Raw genomic sequence first — 19,042 nt, forward strand, 5'->3', positions numbered from 1 at the left:
CTACAGCCAGGCGGCGAACTCCAGCAGCAGCTCCGCGTCCCGGCGGCGCCCGGCGGCCAGTGCGCGGTTGCCCGACTCCACCGCCCGGAACAGCGTCCAGCCCCGCAGCCGCTCCCGGTCCACCTCCAGCGCGTCCGCCAGCTTGTTCACCCGGCGCCGGGCCCCCGCCGCCCCCGCCGAGGAGGCCACCTGGTCCTCCAGCCGGTCCCGGACCAGCCGAGCCAGGTCGTACGCCCGCTCGCCGACCAGCGGATCGGGGCCCACCGTCAGCCACGGAGCCCGTTCGCCCGCCAGCACCTTGCCCTGCCGGAAGTTCCCGTGCAGCAGCAGTTCCTCCGGCGGGGCCGCCACCAGCTCCGCCCGCATCGCCAGCGCGGTCTCCGCCAGGGCCCGGGTCTCCGCCGGGGCCGCCCGCAGCGCCTCCGACTGCCACGCGGTGCGCTCCGCGACCGTCTCCCACCCGTGCCCGGCCGGCGGCGCCACCCACAGCCTGCGCAGCGTGCCGCTCGCCTCCAGCAGGGCCTTGGCCTCCGGCAGGGACCGCAGCGACACCTCCGGGTGCAGCCGCTCCAGCAGCAGCGCCCCGTCGTCGTCGTGATGCCGCGTGTCGAGGACCCGTACGGCCCCGAAACCGCCCCAGTGGGCCAGCGCGGCCAGTTCGCGGTCGGGCCGGGCGTGCGGGGGCGCCAGCTTCAGTGCGGCCGGAGTCCCGTCGGCGTACGTGACGAGGACCACCAGGCTGCTGCGGCCGCCCGGGGCCTGCACCCGCCGGGCCTCCACCCCGCGCCGGGACAGCGCGGCCTCGGTGAGTCGGGGCAACTGCCCCAGCCAGTCCGTGTCCTGCGCCGTCTCCGGCATCTCGCCGAGCGCCCGTACAAGCCGCTGCGGCGGTTCGAAAGCCATGCGTGCGTGGTCCCTTTCAGCTGTGCTGGGCCCGTTGCGCCTCGTCAGCGCGTTCCGTGAGCCCAGGGAAGGCTACGCCGACACCACGCCAGCGTGCCGCGCGCACTGCCGCCGCGCTCAGCGCGTCGGCCGCCTCGCGGCGCAGCGGACCCTCCGCCGCGCGCACCAGATCGGAGTACGCACCGGCCACCCGGTCCTCGATCTCGGCGGCCAGCCGCTCGGCGTCGGCCGGGGTGCGCACCTCGAACGGCAGGGCGTACGCGGCCTCCGAGGGCCGCGGCGCGCCGCCCAGCTCCCGTACGGTCCGGGCGAGCGCGTCGCGCCGCGCGAGGTGGCCGCCGTACGCCTCCCGGGCCTGCTTGGCACGGTCGCCGGTGGACCGGGCGCCGATCACCCCGTAGCCGTACGCGGCCGCGTGTTCGGCCGCGAGCGCCGCCTGGGCGGCCTCCAGGGCCCGGCCGGCGGGCGAGGGTTCGGGCTTCACGAGGTGGCTCCGGGGTTCGAGGTCAGCAGGTACGCGTGTACGGCGCCGCAGGCGGCCACCGAGGCCAGCAGCCGGGCCAGCTCCCCGGGGGCCCCGGCCAGGTCGATGGTCCGGGATTCGGACAGGCTCCGCTCGGCGTCCGCGAGTGCGGTCAGGGCCTCGGCGGGTGCCGGCGGCACCGGCTCGCCGCTCGCCGCGGGCGCGGCGGCACCCGTACCGCCGGACCGGGACGGGGAGGGGGACGGCGGGGCCGAAGGGGTGAGGGACAGGGCCGCGGTGTGGGCGGCGACGGCGGCGCGCAGCGGAGCGAGCCGCGCGGACAGGGCCGGATGGGCGGCCGCCGTGGCGTCGTAACGTTCCAGCAGTCGCGTACTGTCACGGACGGCGCTCTCCCGCATCCGCCGTTCGAGTGGAATCGTGAGGGCGGCGTCTGTCGCGCGGCCGACGGAGCACCCGGTCAGCAGCGCGGCGCCGGCCGCACCGGCCGTGCCGGCGAGCAGGCTCCTGCGCGAGGGTCTCGAAGGCAGAGTCCAGGGCACGGCGACGTCCTCCGGGTGATGACGGGGCTGATGGCGGGGCAGGGTGTGATCACGGTACCCGGGGCCCTGTCCACAGGGCGGACGGCAACACCCTCCGACACCGGATACCCTTTGACCTGACACACGACGGAAATCACAACAGCACACGCGGCCGAGGAGTCACCCGGATGAGCACCACCCAGAGCGACAGGCTGCGCGGACTGCTGGAGCCGCTCGTCGCCGCCAAGGGCCTGGACCTCGAAGAGATCGAGATGTCGCGGGCGGGCAAGCGCCGGATGCTGCGGATCATCGTGGACTCCGACGAGGGCGTGGAGCTGGACGCGTGTGCCGAGCTGAGTCGCGAGGTCTCCGACAAGCTCGACGAAACCGATGTGATGGGTGAGGACGAGTACGTCCTCGAAGTCAGCTCGCCGGGCGCCGACCGCCCGCTGACCGAGCACCGTCACTACGTACGGGCCATCGGCCGCCTCGTGAAGTTCCAGCTGGCCGAGGGCGGGGAACTCATCGCCCGCATCCTCGAAGCCGACGACGAGGGCCTGGACCTCGAAGTACCGGGCGTGAAGGGCCGCAAGGCGACCGCCCGGCGCATCGCATTCACCGACATCGCCAAGGCGCGTGTCGAGATCGAGTTCAACCGCAAGGACAAGAAGGAAGAGGAGGCGTAGCCGTGGACATCGACATGAGTGCCCTGCGGGGTCTGGTCCGGGAGAAGGAGATCTCCTTCGACCTGCTCGTCGAAGCGATCGAGTCGGCCCTCCTCATCGCGTACCACCGGACCGAGGGGAGCTTCCGCCGCGCTCGCGTCGTGCTGGACCGCACCAACGGTCACGTGGTCGTGTGGGCGACGGAAGACCCGAGGGATCTCGAAGAGGGCCAGGAGCCCAAGGAGTTCGACGACACCCCGTCGGACTTCGGCCGGATCGCCGCGACGACCGCCAAGCAGGTGATCCTGCAGCGTCTGCGTGACGCCGAGGACGACCTGACCTTCGGCGAGTTCGCCGGCCGTGAGGGCGACGTCATCACCGGCGTCGTCCAGCAGGGCAAGGACCCCAAGAACGTCCTCGTCGACATCGGCAAGCTGGAGGCCATCCTGCCGGTGCAAGAGCAGGTCCCCGGCGAGGAGTACACGCACGGTCTGCGCCTGAAGGCGTACGTCGTGCGGGTGGCGAAGGGTGTCCGCGGTCCGTCCGTGACCCTCTCGCGCACCCACCCCAACCTCGTGAAGAAGCTCTTCTCGCTGGAGGTCCCGGAGATCGCCGACGGCAGCGTCGAGATCTCGGCGATCGCCCGCGAGGCCGGTCACCGCACCAAGATCGCCGTCCGGTCCACCCGTTCGGGCCTGAACCCCAAGGGCGCCTGCATCGGCCCGATGGGCAGCCGCGTGCGCAACGTGATGGCCGAACTGCACGGCGAGAAGATCGACATCGTCGACTGGTCGGACGACCCGGCGGAGATGGTCGCGAACGCGCTGTCACCCGCCCGGGTGAGCAAGGTCGAGGTCGTCGACTGGGACACCCGGTCCGCCCGGGTGACCGTGCCGGACTACCAGCTGTCGCTGGCCATCGGCAAGGAGGGCCAGAACGCCCGCCTCGCCGCACGGCTCACCGGCTGGCGCATCGACATCCGCCCCGACACCGAGGTGTCCCCGGACACCGACCGGGACCGGGGCGGGGAATAAACCGGTACCGTCCGGGCTTGCCCGGACGGTAGACAGGGCGCACGACCGCTGCTCCGGCAGCGGATATCAAGACAACACGACAGCCGTTCGATCTTTCCCCCGCCACTTGTCGGGAGAGAGGTCGGTGCGGGGAGGTAGACTTAGGCGTGTCTGGCCGGACGCAAGCCCGCGCATGCCCCGAACGCACCTGTGTGGGGTGTCGGGAGCGAGCGGCCAAGAACGAACTGCTGCGCGTCGTGGCGGACGGGGACGCATGCGTTCCCGATCCACGCGGTACGCGGCCAGGACGGGGTGCTTATGTGCACCCCGCCGTGGTCTGCCTCGACCAGGCGATTCGCCGCCGTGCGTTCCCCCGGGCCCTTCGGTCCGCCGGAGCGCTCGACACGGAGAACCTGCGCAAAGCCGTGGCCGGTGAGGCCGGGCACACCGTAAGAGAAGTAGTACGGCACGGATAACCGTGCGGTCAGGTACCTCGCGAGTTGGAAGTAGGTCGAGATTGCGATGAGCACTCGATGAGTACGCGATGAGTACGCCCATGAAGTAGCGACGGTCCGGCGTAACCCGGACCTAAAAGGAGCGAAGTGGCTAAGGTCCGGGTATACGAACTCGCCAAGGAGTTCGGAGTTGAGAGCAAGGTCGTCATGGCCAAGCTCCAGGAACTCGGTGAGTTCGTCCGTTCGGCGTCCTCGACGATCGAGGCGCCGGTTGTACGCAAGTTGACTGACGCGCTGCAGGGCCCCGGCGGCAACGCCGGCAAGTCCGCCGCGAAGCCGGGTGCGCCCCGCAAGGCCGCCCCCGCCAAGCCCGGGGCTCCGACCCCGGGTGCCGCTGCACGTCCCGCTGCGCCGAAGCCCGGCGCACCGGCCCCCAAGCCGGTCGTCGCGGAGGCTCCGGCCGCCGCAGCGCCCGCCCCGGTGACTCCGGCCGCCTCCGGCCCGCGTCCCGGCCCGAAGGCTCCGGCCGCCCCGAAGCCCGCTCCGGCGGCGCCCGTGGCGACCGAGTTCTCCGCGCCTCCGGCGGCCCCCGCCGCCCCGGCGCGCACCGAGCGTCCCGCCGCGGCTCCCGGCCCCCGTCCGGCGCAGCAGCGTCCGGCCCAGGGTCAGGGTGGCCAGGCCGGTGCCCGTCCCGGCGCCCCGCGCCCGGCCGGCTCCACTCCCGGTGCCCAGTCGCAGCGTCCCGCCGGAGCCCCCGGCTCCCAGGCGCCGCGTCCGCAGGGTGCCCGTCCGGCGGGTCCCCGTCCGGGCAACAACCCCTTCACCTCCGGCGGCTCCACCGGCATGGCGCGCCCCCAGGCGCCCCGTCCGGCCGGCGCGCCCCGTCCCGGTGCCCCCGGCGCCGGTGGCGGCCAGGGTGCTCCCCGCCCGCAGGGTGGTCCCGGCGGCGCTCCGCGTCCGCAGGGTCCCGGCGGCGCCCGTCCGACCCCGGGCGGCATGCCGCGTCCGCAGGGCGGCGCCCCGCGTCCCGGTGGCGCTCCCGGCGGTAACCGTCCGAACCCGGGCATGATGCCGCAGCGTCCCGCTGCCGGTGGTCCCGGTCCCCGTCCCGGTGGCGGCCCCGGCGGCCGTGGTCCCGGTGCGGGCGGCGCAGGTCGTCCCGGCGGTGCCGGTCGTCCCGCGGGCGGCGGCTTCGCCGGTCGTCCGGCCGGTCCGGGCTCGCGTCCCGGCGGCGGTGGCGGCTTCGGCGGCCCGCGTCCCGGTGGCGGCGGCTTCGGCGGCGGTCCGGCCGGTGCCGGTGGCGGCGGTCGTCCCGGCTTCGGTGGTCGTCCCGGTGGTCCCGGTGCCCGTGGTGGCACGCAGGGTGCCTTCGGCCGTCCCGGTGGTCCGGCCCGTCGTGGTCGCAAGTCCAAGCGTCAAAGGCGCCAGGAGTACGAGGCCATGCAGGCCCCGTCCGTCGGCGGCGTGATGCTGCCGCGCGGTGGCGGCGAGACCGTGCGCCTGTCGCGCGGTGCCTCCCTCACCGACTTCGCGGAGAAGATCAACGCCAACCCGGCGTCGCTCGTCGCCGTGATGATGAACCTCGGCGAGATGGTCACTGCCACGCAGTCCGTCTCCGACGAGACGCTCGAAATGCTGGCCGGCGAGATGAACTACGTCGTCCAGATCGTCAGCCCGGAGGAAGAGGACCGCGAGCTCCTCGAGGGCTTCGACATCGAGTTCGGCGAGGACGAGGGCGGCGAGGAATACCTCATGCCGCGTCCGCCGGTCGTGACCGTCATGGGTCACGTCGACCACGGTAAGACCCGACTGCTCGACGCCATCCGCAAGACGAACGTCGTTGCGGGCGAGGCCGGTGGCATCACGCAGCACATCGGTGCGTACCAGGTCTCCACCGAGGTCAACGACGAAGAGCGTCGCATCACCTTCATCGACACCCCGGGTCACGAGGCGTTCACCGCCATGCGTGCCCGTGGTGCGAAGTCGACCGACATCGCGATCCTCGTGGTCGCGGCCAACGACGGCGTCATGCCGCAGACGATCGAGGCGCTCAACCACGCCAAGGCCGCAGGCGTCCCGATCGTCGTCGCGGTCAACAAGATCGACGTCGAAGGTGCCGACCCGGTCAAGGTGCGCGGTCAGCTCACCGAGTTCGGTCTGGTCGCCGAGGAGTACGGCGGCGACACGATGTTCGTCGACATCTCCGCCAAGCAGGGTCTGCACATCGACTCCCTGCTTGAGGCCGTCGTCCTCACCGCCGACGCCTCGCTCGACCTCCGCGCCAACCCGGAGCAGGACGCTCAGGGTATTGCGATCGAGTCCCACCTCGACCGCGGCCGCGGTGCCGTTGCCACCGTCCTCGTCCAGCGCGGTACCCTCCGCGTCGGCGACACGATGGTCGTGGGCGACGCCTACGGCCGCGTGCGCGCCATGCTCGACGACAAGGGCAACAACGTCGAGGAAGCGGGTCCGTCGACCCCCGTCCTGGTCCTGGGTCTCACCAACGTCCCCGGCGCCGGCGACAACTTCCTCGTCGTGGACGAGGACCGTACGGCCCGTCAGATCGCCGAGAAGCGTGCTGCGCGTGAGCGCAACGCCAACTTCGCCAAGCGCGTCCGTCGCGTGTCCCTCGAGGACCTCGACTCCGTGCTCAAGGCCGGTCTGGTCCAGGAACTCAACCTCATCATCAAGGGCGACGCGTCCGGTGCGGTGGAGGCTCTCGAGTCCTCGCTGCTCCAGCTCGACGTCGGTGAAGAGGTCGACATCCGGGTCCTGCACCGCGGTGTGGGTGCGGTCACCGAGTCCGACATCTCGCTGGCGATGGGCTCCGACGCCATCGTCATCGGTTACAACGTCCGTGCGGCCGGCCGTGCCGCGCAGATGGCGGACCGCGAGGGCGTCGACGTTCGCTACTACTCGGTGATCTACCAGGCCATCGAGGAGATCGAGGCGGCCCTGAAGGGTCTCCTCAAGCCGGAGTACGAAGAGGTCGAGCTCGGTACGGCGGAGGTCCGCGAGGTCTTCCGCTCGTCCAAGCTGGGCAACATCGCCGGTGTTCTCATCCGCTCCGGCGAGGTCAAGCGCAACACCAAGGCGCGGCTCCTGCGCGATGGCAAGGTCATCGCCGAGAGCCTCACCATCTCCGGTCTGCGCCGCTTCAAGGACGACGTCACCGAGATCCGCGAGGGCTTCGAGGGTGGTATCAACCTCGGTTCCTACAACGACATCAAGATCGACGACGTCATCGCGACGTACGAGATGCGCGAGAAGCCGCGCGCGTAAGCGCGAGGCACATCGCACCATGTCGTAGCTCGTAACACCGGGGCCGGTCGGCGGAATATCCGTCGATCGGCCCCGGCCGTTGCGTGTACGGTTCTGGTGACCCTGCCGAGCGACGGCCGGCAGGCCACCGAACCCGCACCGGCGGGATATCCGGAACTGCATGTACGTGGGGACTCTGTCCTTCGATCTGCTCCTCGGCGACGTTCACTCGCTGAAGGAGAAACGCTCCGTGGTCCGGCCCATCGTGGCCGAGCTCCAACGCAAATTCTCCGTGAGCGCGGCTGAAGTGGGCGACCAGGACCTGCACCGCAGGGCCCGGCTCGGGGTCGCTCTGGTGAGTGGGGACGCGGGGTTCCTCTCGGACGTACTCGACCGCTGCGAGCGGCTGGTCGCGGCACGTCCGGAAGTGGAGCTGCTGTCCGTACGACGGCGCCTCCACGGTGATGAAGACTGATAGCAAGACATAAGAAGGAGACGGACCAGTGGCCGACAATGCGCGGGCGAAGAAGCTGGCGGACCTCATCCGGGAGGTGGTGGCCGAGAAGCTGCAGCGCGGAGTCAAGGACCCCCGCCTCGGTACGCACGTGACCATCACGGACACCCGGGTCACCGGCGACCTGCGGGAGGCCACGGTCTTCTACACGGTCTACGGTGACGACGAGGACCGCGCCAGCGCGGCAGCGGGCCTGGAGAGCGCCAAGGGCGTCCTGCGCTCCGCGGTGGGCCGGGCGGCGGGCACCAAGTTCACGCCCACCCTGACCTTCGTCGCGGACGCCCTCCCGGAGAACGCCAAGACCATCGAGGACCTCCTCGAAAAGGCGCGGACCTCCGACGCCCAGGTGCGCGAGGTGTCCTCCGGCGCCCAGTACGCCGGCGACGCCGACCCGTACAAGAAGCCCGGTGAGGACGCCGACGACTCCGACGAGGACGCAGCCGCGGAATGAGCACCAACGCAGGGAAGACTCCGGACGGCCTTGTCATCGTCGACAAGCCGTCCGGCTTCACTTCGCACGACGTGGTCGCCAAGATGCGCGGGATCGCCAAGACCCGCCGCGTCGGCCACGCCGGCACGCTCGACCCGATGGCGACCGGCGTGCTGGTCCTGGGCGTGGAGAAGGCCACCAAGCTCCTCGGCCACCTCGCGCTCACGGAGAAGGAGTACCTCGGCACGATCCGTCTGGGCCAGGACACCCTGACGGACGACGCCGAAGGCGAGATCACCTCCTCCACGGACGCCACCGGGGTCACCCGGGACGCCGTGGACGCGGGGATCGCCAAGCTGTCCGGCGAGATCATGCAGGTCCCGTCCAAGGTCAGCGCCATCAAGATCAAGGGCGTGCGCTCCTACAAGCGCGCCCGCGACGGCGAGGACTTCGAGATCCCGGCCCGGCCGGTGACCATCTCCTCGTTCCAGGTGTACGACATGCGCGAGGCGGAGGCCGAGGACGGCACGAAGGTCGTCGACCTCGTGGTCTCCGTCGTCTGCTCCAGCGGTACGTACATCCGCGCCCTCGCCCGTGACCTGGGCGCCGACCTCGGCGTCGGCGGGCACCTGACCGCGCTGCGCCGCACGCGGGTGGGCCCGTACAAGCTCGACAAGGCGCGGACCCTGGACCAGCTCCAGGAGGAGCTGACCGTCATGCCCATCGGCGAGGCGGCCGCCGCGGCCTTCCCGCGCTGGGACCTGGACGCCCGGCGGGCGTCGCTGCTCGCCAACGGCGTGCGGATCGACATGCCGCAGGAGTACGAGGCCGGCCGCACGGTCGCGGTCTTCGGGCCGCAGGGGCAGCTGCTCGGGCTCGTCGAGAGCAAGAACGGAAAGGCGAAGTCCCTCGCGGTCTTCGTCTGACGAACGGGTGCCGACGTGGAGCGGTGAGCGCACATGGACTGCCGCTCACCGCTCCACGACCCCCCTCGGGTAGGTCTCTATCCACCCGGACCCCTGTATTCACCCGTCCGAGCAGGCGCTCGGAGTGAATGGAGGGAGCGTAAGGGGGCGCTTTCGCCTCGCGTGCTTTTCGTGCTGATCTTCACCTGCCTACCGTCGTGAGCACGGGGTGTTGCGGGGGAGCGGTGCGGGGAGTGGTGCGGCCATGGCGGAGCTCGTCGAAATCTGCGATCCCGCAGGGCGGACGCGCGGCAGCGGATTCGTCGCCGACGACCTCGGGACGGTGGTCACCAGTCACGAGGCCGTCGACGGGCTGACCCGGATGGTGCTGCACGCGCCGGGACCCACCGGGCGGAGCTGGCTGGCCGGGGCCGCGGACGTGACCGCCCTGCCGGGGCTGGCGCTGGCGCTGGTGCGAACCGACGGACTCGGGATGCGGCCGCTTCCGGTGGCGATGCGCGAGGTGATCGATCCCGGGACCTACGTACGGCTGCCCGCGCGGGGATGGCGGCAGGCGCGGGTGCTGGGGGGTGCGGAGGTCAGCTACCGGGCGGCGGACCGGTCCCACGCCGTGCCCGCGGGCGTGGCCGTGGAGCTGGCGATCGGCACCGACGGCCGGGACGCGCTGCTGCTGGGCGGGGAGGCCTGCGGGGGCCCGGTCCTCGATGCCAGGACCGGAGCGGTGCTCGCGGTGGTGGGCGCCGCTCTGCGGGCGGAGCACCGCTCCGGAGGTTTCGCGGTGGCCCTGCGGGCGGCGGCCGACGCCGATCCGGACGGCCCGCTGGCCGCCCTGCTGGAGCGCAATGCCGCGACCGTGCCCGGCCACGGCGCCGACCTGAACCTCGCCGGGGCGCTGGAACTGACCGCGACCACGCTCGGAGCCTCCTTCTCCCCGGACGAACCGGAACCTGTGGACCGCCCGGGCATCGCCGCCGAACTGGCCGCCTTCACCACCGGGGACCGCCCGGTCCTCGGCCTCGTGGGAGACCCGGGCACGGGCCGCACCACGGCTCTCGCCGCCCTGGCCGTACGCCGCGCACGGGGCGCCTGCCCGGCGCCGACCCTGTGGCTGCGCGGCGCGGACCTGCGTGCCACCGACACCTCCCTGGCCGACGCCGCGACACGGGCCCTGACCGAGGCGGCCCGGATCGTCGGTTCCGACGGGGCCGGGAGTGTGTCGGGGCCCTTCTCGCAGGCCGACGCCGGCCCACGCCCCGGTTCCGACGGGGCCGGGTGCGTGCCGGGGCGATCCCCGCAGGCCGACGCCGACTCACGTCCCGGTTCCGACGGGGCCGGGTGCGTGCCGGGGCGATCCCCGCAGGCCGACGCCGACTCACGTCCCGGTTCCGACGGGGTCGGGTGTGTGTCGGGGCGATCCCCGCAGGGCGACGCCGGCTCACGTCCCGGTTCCGACGGGGTCGGGTGTGTGTCGGGGCGATCCCCGCAGGGTGCCGAACGCACTGCTGCCGCGCCTTCCGACCCCTGGCCACGTTCGGCGCCCGAGGAGACGCCCCGGCGCGCGCCCGGCCCCGGCGGAACCACCCCGGCCGAGCGGCGCAGCCAACCGGCGCCCGGCCCCGGCGGAACCCCGTCCGACACGCGGCGCAGCCAACCGGCCCCGGGCCCTGGCGGAGGCGGCTCGGGCGAGGGGTGCAGCCAGCCGGAGCCGGGCCCTGGTGCAACCGGTCCGGGTGGACCGGGTGCGGGTGGACCGGGTCCGGTCGGAACCGGCCCGGTCGGAACCGGCCCCGGCGGAACCACCCCGGCCGAGCGGCGCAGCCAACCGGCGGGAGCCGCAGCACACCTCGCGCACGTGGTCGCCCGCGCCGGCCGGCGCCTGCTCGTCGTGCTGGACGCCCCGGAGGAGATGCCGCCGGAGCTCGCCCACCGGCTCGGCCCCTGGACCACCGCCACCGCCGGCTGGCTGCACTCGACGGGGGCCCGGCTGGTCGTCGCCGCCCGGCCCGAGTACTGGGAAGGGGCCGGCGCCCTCTACCCGCCCGAGGCGCTGCACACCCCGGCCCGCCCCGCCCGGCGGCTGCCCCCCGCCCTCCCGCTCGCGGATCTCGACGCCGACGAGGCCGAGAACGCCCGGGCCCGCCTCGGCATCCCCGCCGACGCCGTCCGGGAGGCCGACGCCCGGCACCCGCTCACCCTGCACCTGCTCGCCGGGATCCGGGCCGCCGAGGTCACCGCCGGCCGCCCCGGCCGCGACGAGGTCTTCGCCGCGCACCTGGACCTGCTGTGCCTGCGCACCGCCGTCCGCATTGCCGCGGCCTGCGCCGACGCCGGGGGCGCCAGGGTGCACGGGCCCGGGGTCAGGCGGCTCGCGGCGCGCGTGGCCGGCCGGGTCCACGAGGCCGCGCGCCGCGTTCTGGGCCCCGGGCAGGGGCAGCTGGACCGGGCCTCCTTCGAGGAGCTGTTCCCCTGGCGCACCGGCTGGGCCTCCGCCGTGCTCACCGAGGGACTGCTGGTGCCCGCCGGGCCCGGCTACCGCTTCGCCCACGAGGAGCTGTCCGACTGGATCCAGGCCGGCCACCTGGACGTCCCGACGGCCCTCGGCCTGCTCGTCCACGGCCCCGCCGAGCCCGGGCTGCCCGTGCCCCGGCACCGGATCGGGCCCGTCCTGGAGGCTCTGCGCAGGCTGGCCCCCGACCGGCTGCGCGGCGAGCTCACCGGGCTGGTCCACCGGCTCAACCGCTTCACCGAGGAACCGGAGCGAGCTGCCCCGGACAGCGCCTGGTGGGCCGCCCGGCTGCTGCGCGAAACCCTGCTCCGGGCTCCCGACGCCCGGCCCCACCTCCCCGTCCTGCACGCCCTCGCCGAGCACGTGGCCCGCGCCGGCCCGGGGGAGTTCGGCGGCTGGTTCTGGAGCCGGCTCCGCCTGCCCGAGCCCGACCGCCTCGACCTGTTGCGCCGGCTGCTGCCCGCCGACCCGGCCGAGGCGGTCCCCGGCGACCGCTACCTCGACGCCGCGGCCCGCCGCCTCGCCCGGGACCCGCAGCGCGCGCAGCCGCTGCTCTGCGCCTGGTTCACCGACGGGCGCCGGCTGCGCGGCCGCCCCGGGGCCACCGTCGCCACCGCCGCGCAGGCCCTGCTGCACACCCACCGCAGCCTCGCCGTGGACGACCTCACCGAGGCGCTCGTCACCGCCGCGCACCCGCGCGCCGACGAGCTGCTCGCCGTACTCGCCGAGGAGGAGCCCTCCGCCCTGTGCCGGGCCGTCGACCGCTGGGCGCACGACGAACGGCCCGGGCGGCGGGTTGCGGCCGCCGCCTACGGGCTCGCCACCGCCCCGCACGTGCGCACCCCCGCCGACCGCGAGCTGCTGCGCTACGCCGCCCAGGCACTGCTCGCCCGCCCGGCCGACGCGACCCTGCACGGCAGCGCCCTCGCGATCCTGCTCCGCGACCCGCAGGTGCGCGGCCGCTACCTGCCCGACGCCCTCGCCTGCTTCCGCGATCCCGAGTTCGGCTCCAGGCTGCCCGCGGCGGCGCTGGTCGCGGCCCTGCCCGTACTGCCCGATCCGGACGAGGTGTTCGCCGCCCTGCGCGCCCGGGCCGACGGGGAGGTGGTGCGGGCCCTGGCCGCGCTGACCACGCCGGGGCTGGCCCGGCGCGCGGCCGAGCTCGTACGGGAGCACCTCGCGCGCAGCCCCGGTGACGCGCCGCACGCCGCCTTCTTCGTGGACCGGCGGCTCGACCAGGGCCCGGCCGCCGCCTCGGTGGTACGGCCCCTGGTCCTGGGCCTGCTCCGCGCCGCCCCGGCCGGGGTGCGGGCGGAGCTGGCCGCCGTACTGGCCGCACCGGGCGGGGCGGCCTCGCACCCGCTGCGGGGGGAGCTGGCCGACACCCTGCTGCGCGAGGAGGCCGATCCGGGCGTGCTCGACGCGTTCCTCGGGGCCCTCGCGGCGAAGGCCGCCGGGCGCGCGGAGGACCGTACGCGGGAGCTGCTGCGGCGTACCGGGCGGCAGCTGCTGCGGGCCCCTGGCGGGGCGGCGGTCTTCGAACGGCGGACGGTGGAGCTGGCCCGGGCCGAACCGGTCTTCGGGGCGCTGGTGGCCCGCTGGCTGGCGACGGCGGAGGCGGAGGCGGCGGCCCTGCTCGGGCCGAGCGCCCGGCGGACGGTGGAGACCCTGAGCAGGGCGGCCGCGGATGTGACGTGACGACAGACACGGCCGCGTACCCAGTCAGATGCCGATGCGGGGCACCGGCCACCGGCATGGCAGTCTTAGACCTGCAATCGGCAATCAGTTCAAGGACTAAACGGGTTCGGGCGAGGAGCGGTCACAGTGCAGCGCTGGCGTGGCTTGGAGGACATCCCCCAGGACTGGGGACGCAGCGTCGTCACCATCGGCTCCTACGACGGCGTGCACCGGGGACATCAGCTGATCATCGGGCGGGCCGTGGCCACGGCGCGCGAGCTCGGCGTCCCCTCCGTGGTGGTCACCTTCGACCCGCACCCGAGCGAGGTGGTCCGCCCCGGCAGCCACCCCCCGATCCTGGCCCCGTACGACCGGCGCGCCGAGCTGATGGCCGGGCTGGGCGTGGACGCGCTGCTGATCCTGCCGTTCACGGCGGAGTTCTCCCAGCTGTCCCCGGCCGACTTCATCGTGAAGGTCCTCGTCGACAAGCTGCACGCGCGTGCCGTCATCGAGGGCCCGAACTTCCGCTTCGGCCACCGGGCCGCGGGGAACGTCGACTTCCTGCGCGAGCTGGGCTCCACCTACGACTACCGGGTGGACGTCGTGGACCTGGTCGAGCGGGGCGAGGCGGGCGGCGGGGTGCCGTTCTCCTCGACACTGGCACGCAGGCTGGTCTCGGAGGGCGACATGGACGGCGCGGCCGAGATCCTGGGGCGTCCGCACCGCGTCGAGGGCGTGGTGGTGCGCGGCGCGCAGCGCGGGCGCGAGCTCGGCTACCCGACGGCGAACGTCGAGACGCAGCCGCACACCGCGATCCCGGCGGACGGGGTCTACGCGGGCTGGCTGACGGCGGACGGCGAGCGGATGCCCGCGGCGATCTCGGTGGGGACGAACGTGCAGTTCGACGCGACCGAGCGGACCGTGGAGGCGTACGCGATCGACCGCGTGGGGCTGGACCTGTACGGGATGCACGTCGCCGTCGACTTCCTCGCGTACGTGCGGGGGATGGCGAAGTTCGAGTCGCTGGACGGGCTGCTGGAAGCGATCGCGGACGACGTGAAGCGGGCGCGGGTGCTGACGGACACGTACGACATGAAGCGCTGACGAACGAAACGGAAGGGCCCGTACCACCCCCGGGGTGGTACGGGCCCTTCGCTGTGCGGACGGTCAGCCGAGGCGCGGGTCGCGCGGGGGCTGCTGGGGCTGGGGCGGCTGCTGCTGCGGGGCCTGGGGCTGCTGCCAGGGCTGTCCGGGCTGCGGGTACGGCTGGCCGTAGGGCTGCGGCTGTTGGGGCTGCGGCGGCTGCTGGTACGGGGGCTGGCCCTGGGGCTGACCGTACGGCTGCGGCTGCGGCTGCGGCTGCTGAGGGGGCTGCTGCCCGTAGGGCTGCTGAGGAGCCTGGGGCTGCTGCGGCGCACCCCAGTGTCCCTGCGGGGCCTGCTGCTGGGCTCGCAGGAAGTCCTCGGCCACGAGCGCGGAGAGGTTGAAGTACGCCTCGCGCGTCTTGGGCCGCATCATGTCGAGATCGACCTCGGCGCCGGCCGCGAGGTGCTCGTCGAACGGCACCACGACGACACCGCGGCAGCGGGTCTCGAAGTGCTGCACGATGTCCTCGATCTTGATCATCTTGCTGGTCTCGCGGACCCCCGAGATGACGGTGAGGGAGCGCGAGACGAGGTCGGCGTACCCGTGCGCGGAGAGCCAGTCGAGGGTGGTGCTGGCGCTGCTGGCGCCGTCCACGGACGGGGTCGAGATGATGATCAGCTGATCGGCCAGGTCCAGGACGCCGCGCATGGCGGAGTAGAGGAGGCCGGTGCCCGAGTCGGTGAGGATGATCGGGTACTGGCGGCCCAGCGTCTCGATGACGCGGCGGTAGTCCTCGTCGTTGAAGGTCGTGGAGACGGCCGGGTCCACGTCGTTGGCGATGATCTCCAGACCGGAGGGCGCCTGCGAGGTGAACCGGCGGATGTCCATGTACGAGTTCAGGTACGGGATCGCCTGGACCAGGTCCCGGATGGTGGCACCGGTCTCGCGGCGGACCCGGCGGCCGAGGGTACCGGCGTCGGGGTTCGCGTCGATGGCCAGGATCTTGTCCTGGCGCTCGGTGGCGAGGGTGGCGCCGAGGGCGGTGGTGGTCGTGGTCTTGCCGACGCCGCCCTTGAGGCTGATGACGGCGATGCGGTAGCAGGACATGACCGGGGTGCGGATCAGCTCCAGCTTGCGCTGGCGCTCCGCCTCGGCCGCCTTGCCGCCGAAGCGGAACCGGCCGCCGACGCCGTTGTTGTTGTTCTTGGGCTTCTGCTTGTTGCGCAGCAGGCGGTCGGACGACAGCTCGACGGCGGCGGTGTAGCCGAGCGGCGCCCCTCCGCCGGTCTGGCCGGCCGAGTAGCGCGGGTCGTGCGGCTGCGGCTGGTGCTGCGGGGGTTGCTGCTGCCCGGGCCCGGCCGACCACTGCCCGGCGGTGCGCGGGTCGTAGTGCTGGGGCTGCTGGGGCTGCTGGGGCTGAGGCGGCGCGGGAGCCGGCGGCGGGAACGGGTAGGCGTCCGGGGTCCCGAACGCGGGCGGCGGCGACGGCAGTTCGTCGACGGGTCCCCCGAACGGGGTCTCCACGACGGCCGGCGGCGCGTCCGCGGGGCCGACCGGCGCAGGCGCCGGTACCGCTGCGGGCTGCTCGGCGGACGGCAGTACGGGCGTCCCCTCGGCGGGAGTGTCCCGCGGTCCGGCCCAGGGCGCGGGCTGAACCTCCGCCACCGGTTCGGCGACCGGCTCCGCGACGGGGACCGAGGGCAGGGCCGGGTACGGCGTGACCACGTCGACGGGCGGCAGGGCCGGGAACGGCGTCACGACGGGCGGGGTGTCGACGGGAGCCGGCTCCGGAGCGACCTCCTCGGCCGCGGGCGCAGGCGCGGGCACGCCGACGACCGGCGCCGGTGCCGGCACCGGGAACGGCGTGACCGGGGCCGGGGCTTCGAGCGCGCGCGGGGCCTCCTCGACGGGAGCCGGAGCCTCGACCGGAGCAGGAGCAGGAGCAGGAGCAGGAGCAGGAGCCGGCGCCTCGACCGGAGCCGGAGCCGGAGCCGGAGCAGGGGCCGGAGGCTCGATCGGGGCGGGAGCCGGAGCCGGGGTCGCGTACGGCAGGGCCGACTCGACGGGAGCCGGACCCGCAGGCTCGACCGGTGCCGGTGCCGGTGCCGGGGCGGGCGCGGATGTCGGGGCGGGCGCCGGGGTCGGGGTCGAGTACGGCAGTGCAGGAGCCTGGTACGCCGGGGCCGGGTCGGCCGGGGCCGCGGGAGCGGGCGGGAACGGAACCGGCAGGCCCGCGCCGTCGGAGGGCGTCCGCGGAGCCGGCGGAGCGATCCGCATCGTCGAGGGTGATTCCAGCTCCGACGGGCGGTGGGGCTCGAAGCCGCTGCCCTCGGGGAGGCCCGGTACCTGCGCGGCCGGGGCCCCGCCCTGCATGTACCAGGCAGGCGGGGTGTAGTCGATGGTGAACTCGCCCGTCACCTCGGGCTCCGCGTCGGACTGATCGTCCGTCGGGACGTCCCACGTCCCGCCGCGCCTCTCGTTCCGATCGCCGCTCACTGGTCCTCCTGGTCTGTCGAACACCGGTCCGGCGCCCACCTCGCCGCGCCCGGACCCACCCTAATCGCGCCCCGACACCACTGTCCGCCCCCCTCGGGGAGCCGGGTCAGTCGATGCGCCGGGCCCCGCCCAGCAGGCCCGTCTCCGCGTCCGTCCCCTGGGTCATCACGAACTGCCGGTCCCGCGGCGTGCACCACAGGGTCACCCCGTCGCCCAGCGTCGGCAGGGAGTCCACCGCCTGCCTCGGGAGCCGCATCAGGCGGCCGATCTGCTCCGCCTCGTCCGGGGACACCCGCTGCACCCCCACCAGCGACGACTGCTGGAGCAGGCGCGGCGCCGTCGGGCTCAGGTACGGCAGCAGGGTCAGCACCGACTGCCACGGCCCGGCCACCACGCGCCCGCGCGGCGGCCGCATCCCGCAGTCGCGGATCACCAGCACCGGGCTGCCCGCCGAGGCGCCCTGCGGCGGTATCCGGCCCACCTCGTGCAGGGTCACGCACTGCTGGCCGCCGCCCGCCGCCTGGGCCAGCCCCGACCACACCTGACCGCGCCCGGTCTCCACCGCCACGCGCGCCCCCGTGGCCGCCGCGCGCAGCGCCAGCACCTGTGCTGTCCACAGGCCGCCGATCAGCGTCACCTCGTACGGCGTCGGCCGGTTGATGCCGAGCACCGCCGGCCGGCCCTCGGCGTCCACGCCGATGACGACACCGTCGTCCCCGACGGGCAGTGCCAGCACGTCCAGGTCCGCCGCGGGCACCACGTGCCGCTCCCGACGCGGGCCGACCAGCCCGAATCCACCCCTCATCGCGCCCCTCCCAGCGGCAGCGAAGCCAGCAGCCCCGGCACCTGTTCACGGTCGAGCCGCACCAGCCCGGTCTTCACGCCGCGCGCCGTCCTCTCCAACTCCCGGCGTGCCGCGACCAGTTCCTCGTCGCTGCGCCCCGTCACCCGTACGTGTCCGCTCAAGGTGACGCCCTGTCGCTCCGCCGGGGCCATCGTCAGGCTGAAGTTCGTCGCGAGCGTCGGCAGCGAGGTGAGGAGCGCCACGAACTGCGGCAGCGCCGCCGCACCGGCACCGCCCAACTGCGGCCAGCGGCCTATCCAGTACGTCGTGTGCCGCCGGTCGTCGCAGCGCCAGGTGCGCGAGGTCTCCTCGGTCCGCCGCCCGGTGCTGTTCGACCGCCCGGCCTGGGTGATCGCCATCGGGTTCGCGCACGAGGAGGTGGCCAGCGCCGCCGTCAGCTCCTGCTCGGTCAGCACCGTGGCCGTGAACCCGGCCCCGGCCAGCCGGCTCGCGAGCTGGTCCGCCGCACGCACCAGGCAGCGCTGCGCACCGGTCAGCCCGCCGCCGCGCGCGGTGACGGCCTCCGGGCACAGCTCCGGGTCGAGCTTGAGGGCGATCCACGTCAGCCGGACCGCCGGGGTGCCCGTCCGGGCCTGCAGCGGCGCGTAGTTGCGGGTCGCCATCGACTGCGCGGGCAGGTGCGGGGCCGGCGCCGGCTGGGTGTGCTGCACGAGCTGCGCGGACTCCAGCCGGATGCCGTCCACTTCGAGGATGTCCCGTACGACGGCCAGCGGCAGCGGCCGCGTCGCCCGGTCGGGCCGCAGCGCGGTGGCGTCCGTGTCCACCTGGACGACCGCGGTCAGGAAGGTCCCGTCGCCGATCATCCCGACCGGACGCCGGTCGCGGTCGCTGAAGGTGAGGGTGCGCAGCGCCGGATCGGCCTCGACCAGCGGGGCGAGCCCCGGCTCCGTGCCCGCGGGCACGTCGAAGGAGGCGGCCCGGCGCCGGCGTGAACGCAGCGCGAGCGCGCCGCCGATCCACTCCGGCAGGGAGCGCTGGTGGCGGCGTACGACCGCGAGCACCACCAGCACGAGCGCCAGGACACCGGTGGGAACCAGCAACAGCGGCTCGACCACCCAGGCCACCAGCAGGGCGGCTGCCGCGACTTGGAGGAGCACGAGCTGTTGCAGTCGGAACGGACCGAAGCGGCCGGGGCTCGACTTCGGATGCGGCGTCACCCCGACACGTGCCGGTGCGGGTGCGCCGGTCTGCTGCTCCGTCGCGGTGGCCATCACTCGCGCACTTCCCCTCTCCGGGGCCAGAC

The 19,042-nt window shown here is 74.1% G+C and carries 15 protein-coding genes; 9 read left to right on the plus strand and 6 right to left on the minus strand.

Annotated features, from left to right (window positions below; genetic code table 11):
• Genes ACFY0D_RS28290 through ACFY0D_RS28300 form a run of 3 tightly spaced genes read right to left on the minus strand, consistent with a single transcriptional unit; the run spans position 1 to position 1,926 of the window.
• A complete protein-coding gene (locus ACFY0D_RS28290) occupies positions 1-903 on the minus strand; it encodes an aminoglycoside phosphotransferase family protein (protein ID WP_390800849.1) in 903 nt (300 codons plus the stop codon).
• 16 nt (positions 904-919) lie between these two features.
• Entirely contained in the window at positions 920-1,387 is a 468-nt protein-coding gene (locus tag ACFY0D_RS28295) for a ferritin-like domain-containing protein (protein ID WP_390800850.1), read from the minus strand.
• Positions 1,384-1,926 carry a hypothetical protein gene (locus tag ACFY0D_RS28300; protein ID WP_390800851.1) on the minus strand — a complete coding sequence of 181 codons (543 nt, stop codon included), beginning with the start codon at positions 1,924-1,926 and terminating at the stop codon, positions 1,384-1,386. Before ACFY0D_RS28300 ends, ACFY0D_RS28295 begins: the two co-directional genes overlap by 4 nt.
• A 167-nt stretch (positions 1,927-2,093) precedes the next feature.
• Between ACFY0D_RS28300 and rimP the strand changes: the two genes are divergently transcribed.
• The 9 genes from rimP to ACFY0D_RS28345 all read left to right on the plus strand — a co-directional run bounded on the left by rimP (position 2,094) and on the right by ACFY0D_RS28345 (position 14,456).
• Positions 2,094-2,591, plus strand: a complete 498-nt coding sequence (gene rimP, locus ACFY0D_RS28305) for a ribosome maturation factor RimP (RefSeq protein WP_030718678.1) — start codon at positions 2,094-2,096, stop codon at positions 2,589-2,591.
• A 2-nt stretch (positions 2,592-2,593) separates the two neighbouring features.
• The gene (gene nusA / locus ACFY0D_RS28310) at positions 2,594-3,604 is read left to right on the plus strand and encodes a transcription termination factor NusA (protein WP_390800852.1); all 1,011 of its coding nucleotides are present in this window, start codon (positions 2,594-2,596) and stop codon (positions 3,602-3,604) included.
• Between the two features lie 146 nt (positions 3,605-3,750).
• On the plus strand, positions 3,751-4,059 hold the full coding sequence (locus ACFY0D_RS28315) for a YlxR family protein (RefSeq protein ID WP_390800853.1): 309 nt from the start codon (positions 3,751-3,753) through the stop codon (positions 4,057-4,059).
• Positions 4,060-4,185: 126 nt separating this feature from the next.
• Entirely contained in the window at positions 4,186-7,320 is a 3,135-nt protein-coding gene (gene infB / locus ACFY0D_RS28320; protein ID WP_390800854.1) for a translation initiation factor IF-2, read from the plus strand.
• A gap of 160 nt (positions 7,321-7,480) precedes the next feature.
• Positions 7,481-7,774 (plus strand): DUF503 domain-containing protein, encoded by a 294-nt coding sequence (locus ACFY0D_RS28325; protein WP_030011580.1) that lies wholly within the window; start codon positions 7,481-7,483, stop codon positions 7,772-7,774.
• Positions 7,775-7,802: 28 nt separating this feature from the next.
• Positions 7,803-8,264, plus strand: a complete 462-nt coding sequence (gene rbfA, locus ACFY0D_RS28330; protein ID WP_030708679.1) for a 30S ribosome-binding factor RbfA — start codon at positions 7,803-7,805, stop codon at positions 8,262-8,264.
• Positions 8,261-9,169 carry a tRNA pseudouridine(55) synthase TruB gene (gene truB, locus ACFY0D_RS28335; RefSeq protein WP_390800855.1) on the plus strand — a complete coding sequence of 303 codons (909 nt, stop codon included), beginning with the start codon at positions 8,261-8,263 and terminating at the stop codon, positions 9,167-9,169. Before rbfA ends, truB begins: the two co-directional genes overlap by 4 nt.
• A 244-nt stretch (positions 9,170-9,413) precedes the next feature.
• The gene (locus ACFY0D_RS28340) at positions 9,414-13,373 is read left to right on the plus strand and encodes a hypothetical protein (protein ID WP_390800856.1); all 3,960 of its coding nucleotides are present in this window, start codon (positions 9,414-9,416) and stop codon (positions 13,371-13,373) included.
• 126 nt (positions 13,374-13,499) lie between these two features.
• A complete protein-coding gene (locus tag ACFY0D_RS28345; protein WP_301366081.1) occupies positions 13,500-14,456 on the plus strand; it encodes a bifunctional riboflavin kinase/FAD synthetase in 957 nt (318 codons plus the stop codon).
• Positions 14,457-14,519: 63 nt separating this feature from the next.
• Here ACFY0D_RS28345 and ACFY0D_RS28350 read toward each other — a convergent pair whose 3' ends face one another.
• From ACFY0D_RS28350 to eccE, 3 genes are all read right to left on the minus strand, one after another.
• Positions 14,520-16,934 (minus strand): SCO5717 family growth-regulating ATPase, encoded by a 2,415-nt coding sequence (locus tag ACFY0D_RS28350; RefSeq protein ID WP_390800857.1) that lies wholly within the window; start codon positions 16,932-16,934, stop codon positions 14,520-14,522.
• A 106-nt stretch (positions 16,935-17,040) separates the two neighbouring features.
• The gene (locus ACFY0D_RS28355; RefSeq protein WP_390800858.1) at positions 17,041-17,739 is read right to left on the minus strand and encodes a hypothetical protein; all 699 of its coding nucleotides are present in this window, start codon (positions 17,737-17,739) and stop codon (positions 17,041-17,043) included.
• On the minus strand, positions 17,736-19,010 hold the full coding sequence (gene eccE / locus ACFY0D_RS28360; protein ID WP_390800859.1) for a type VII secretion protein EccE: 1,275 nt from the start codon (positions 19,008-19,010) through the stop codon (positions 17,736-17,738). The genes ACFY0D_RS28355 and eccE overlap by 4 nt, the downstream gene beginning before the upstream one ends.
• Between the last annotated feature and the right edge of the window lie 32 nt (positions 19,011-19,042).

Source organism: Streptomyces sp. NPDC001502 (genome assembly GCF_042894785.1).
Lineage (GTDB): Bacteria > Actinomycetota > Actinomycetes > Streptomycetales > Streptomycetaceae > Streptomyces > Streptomyces kutzneri.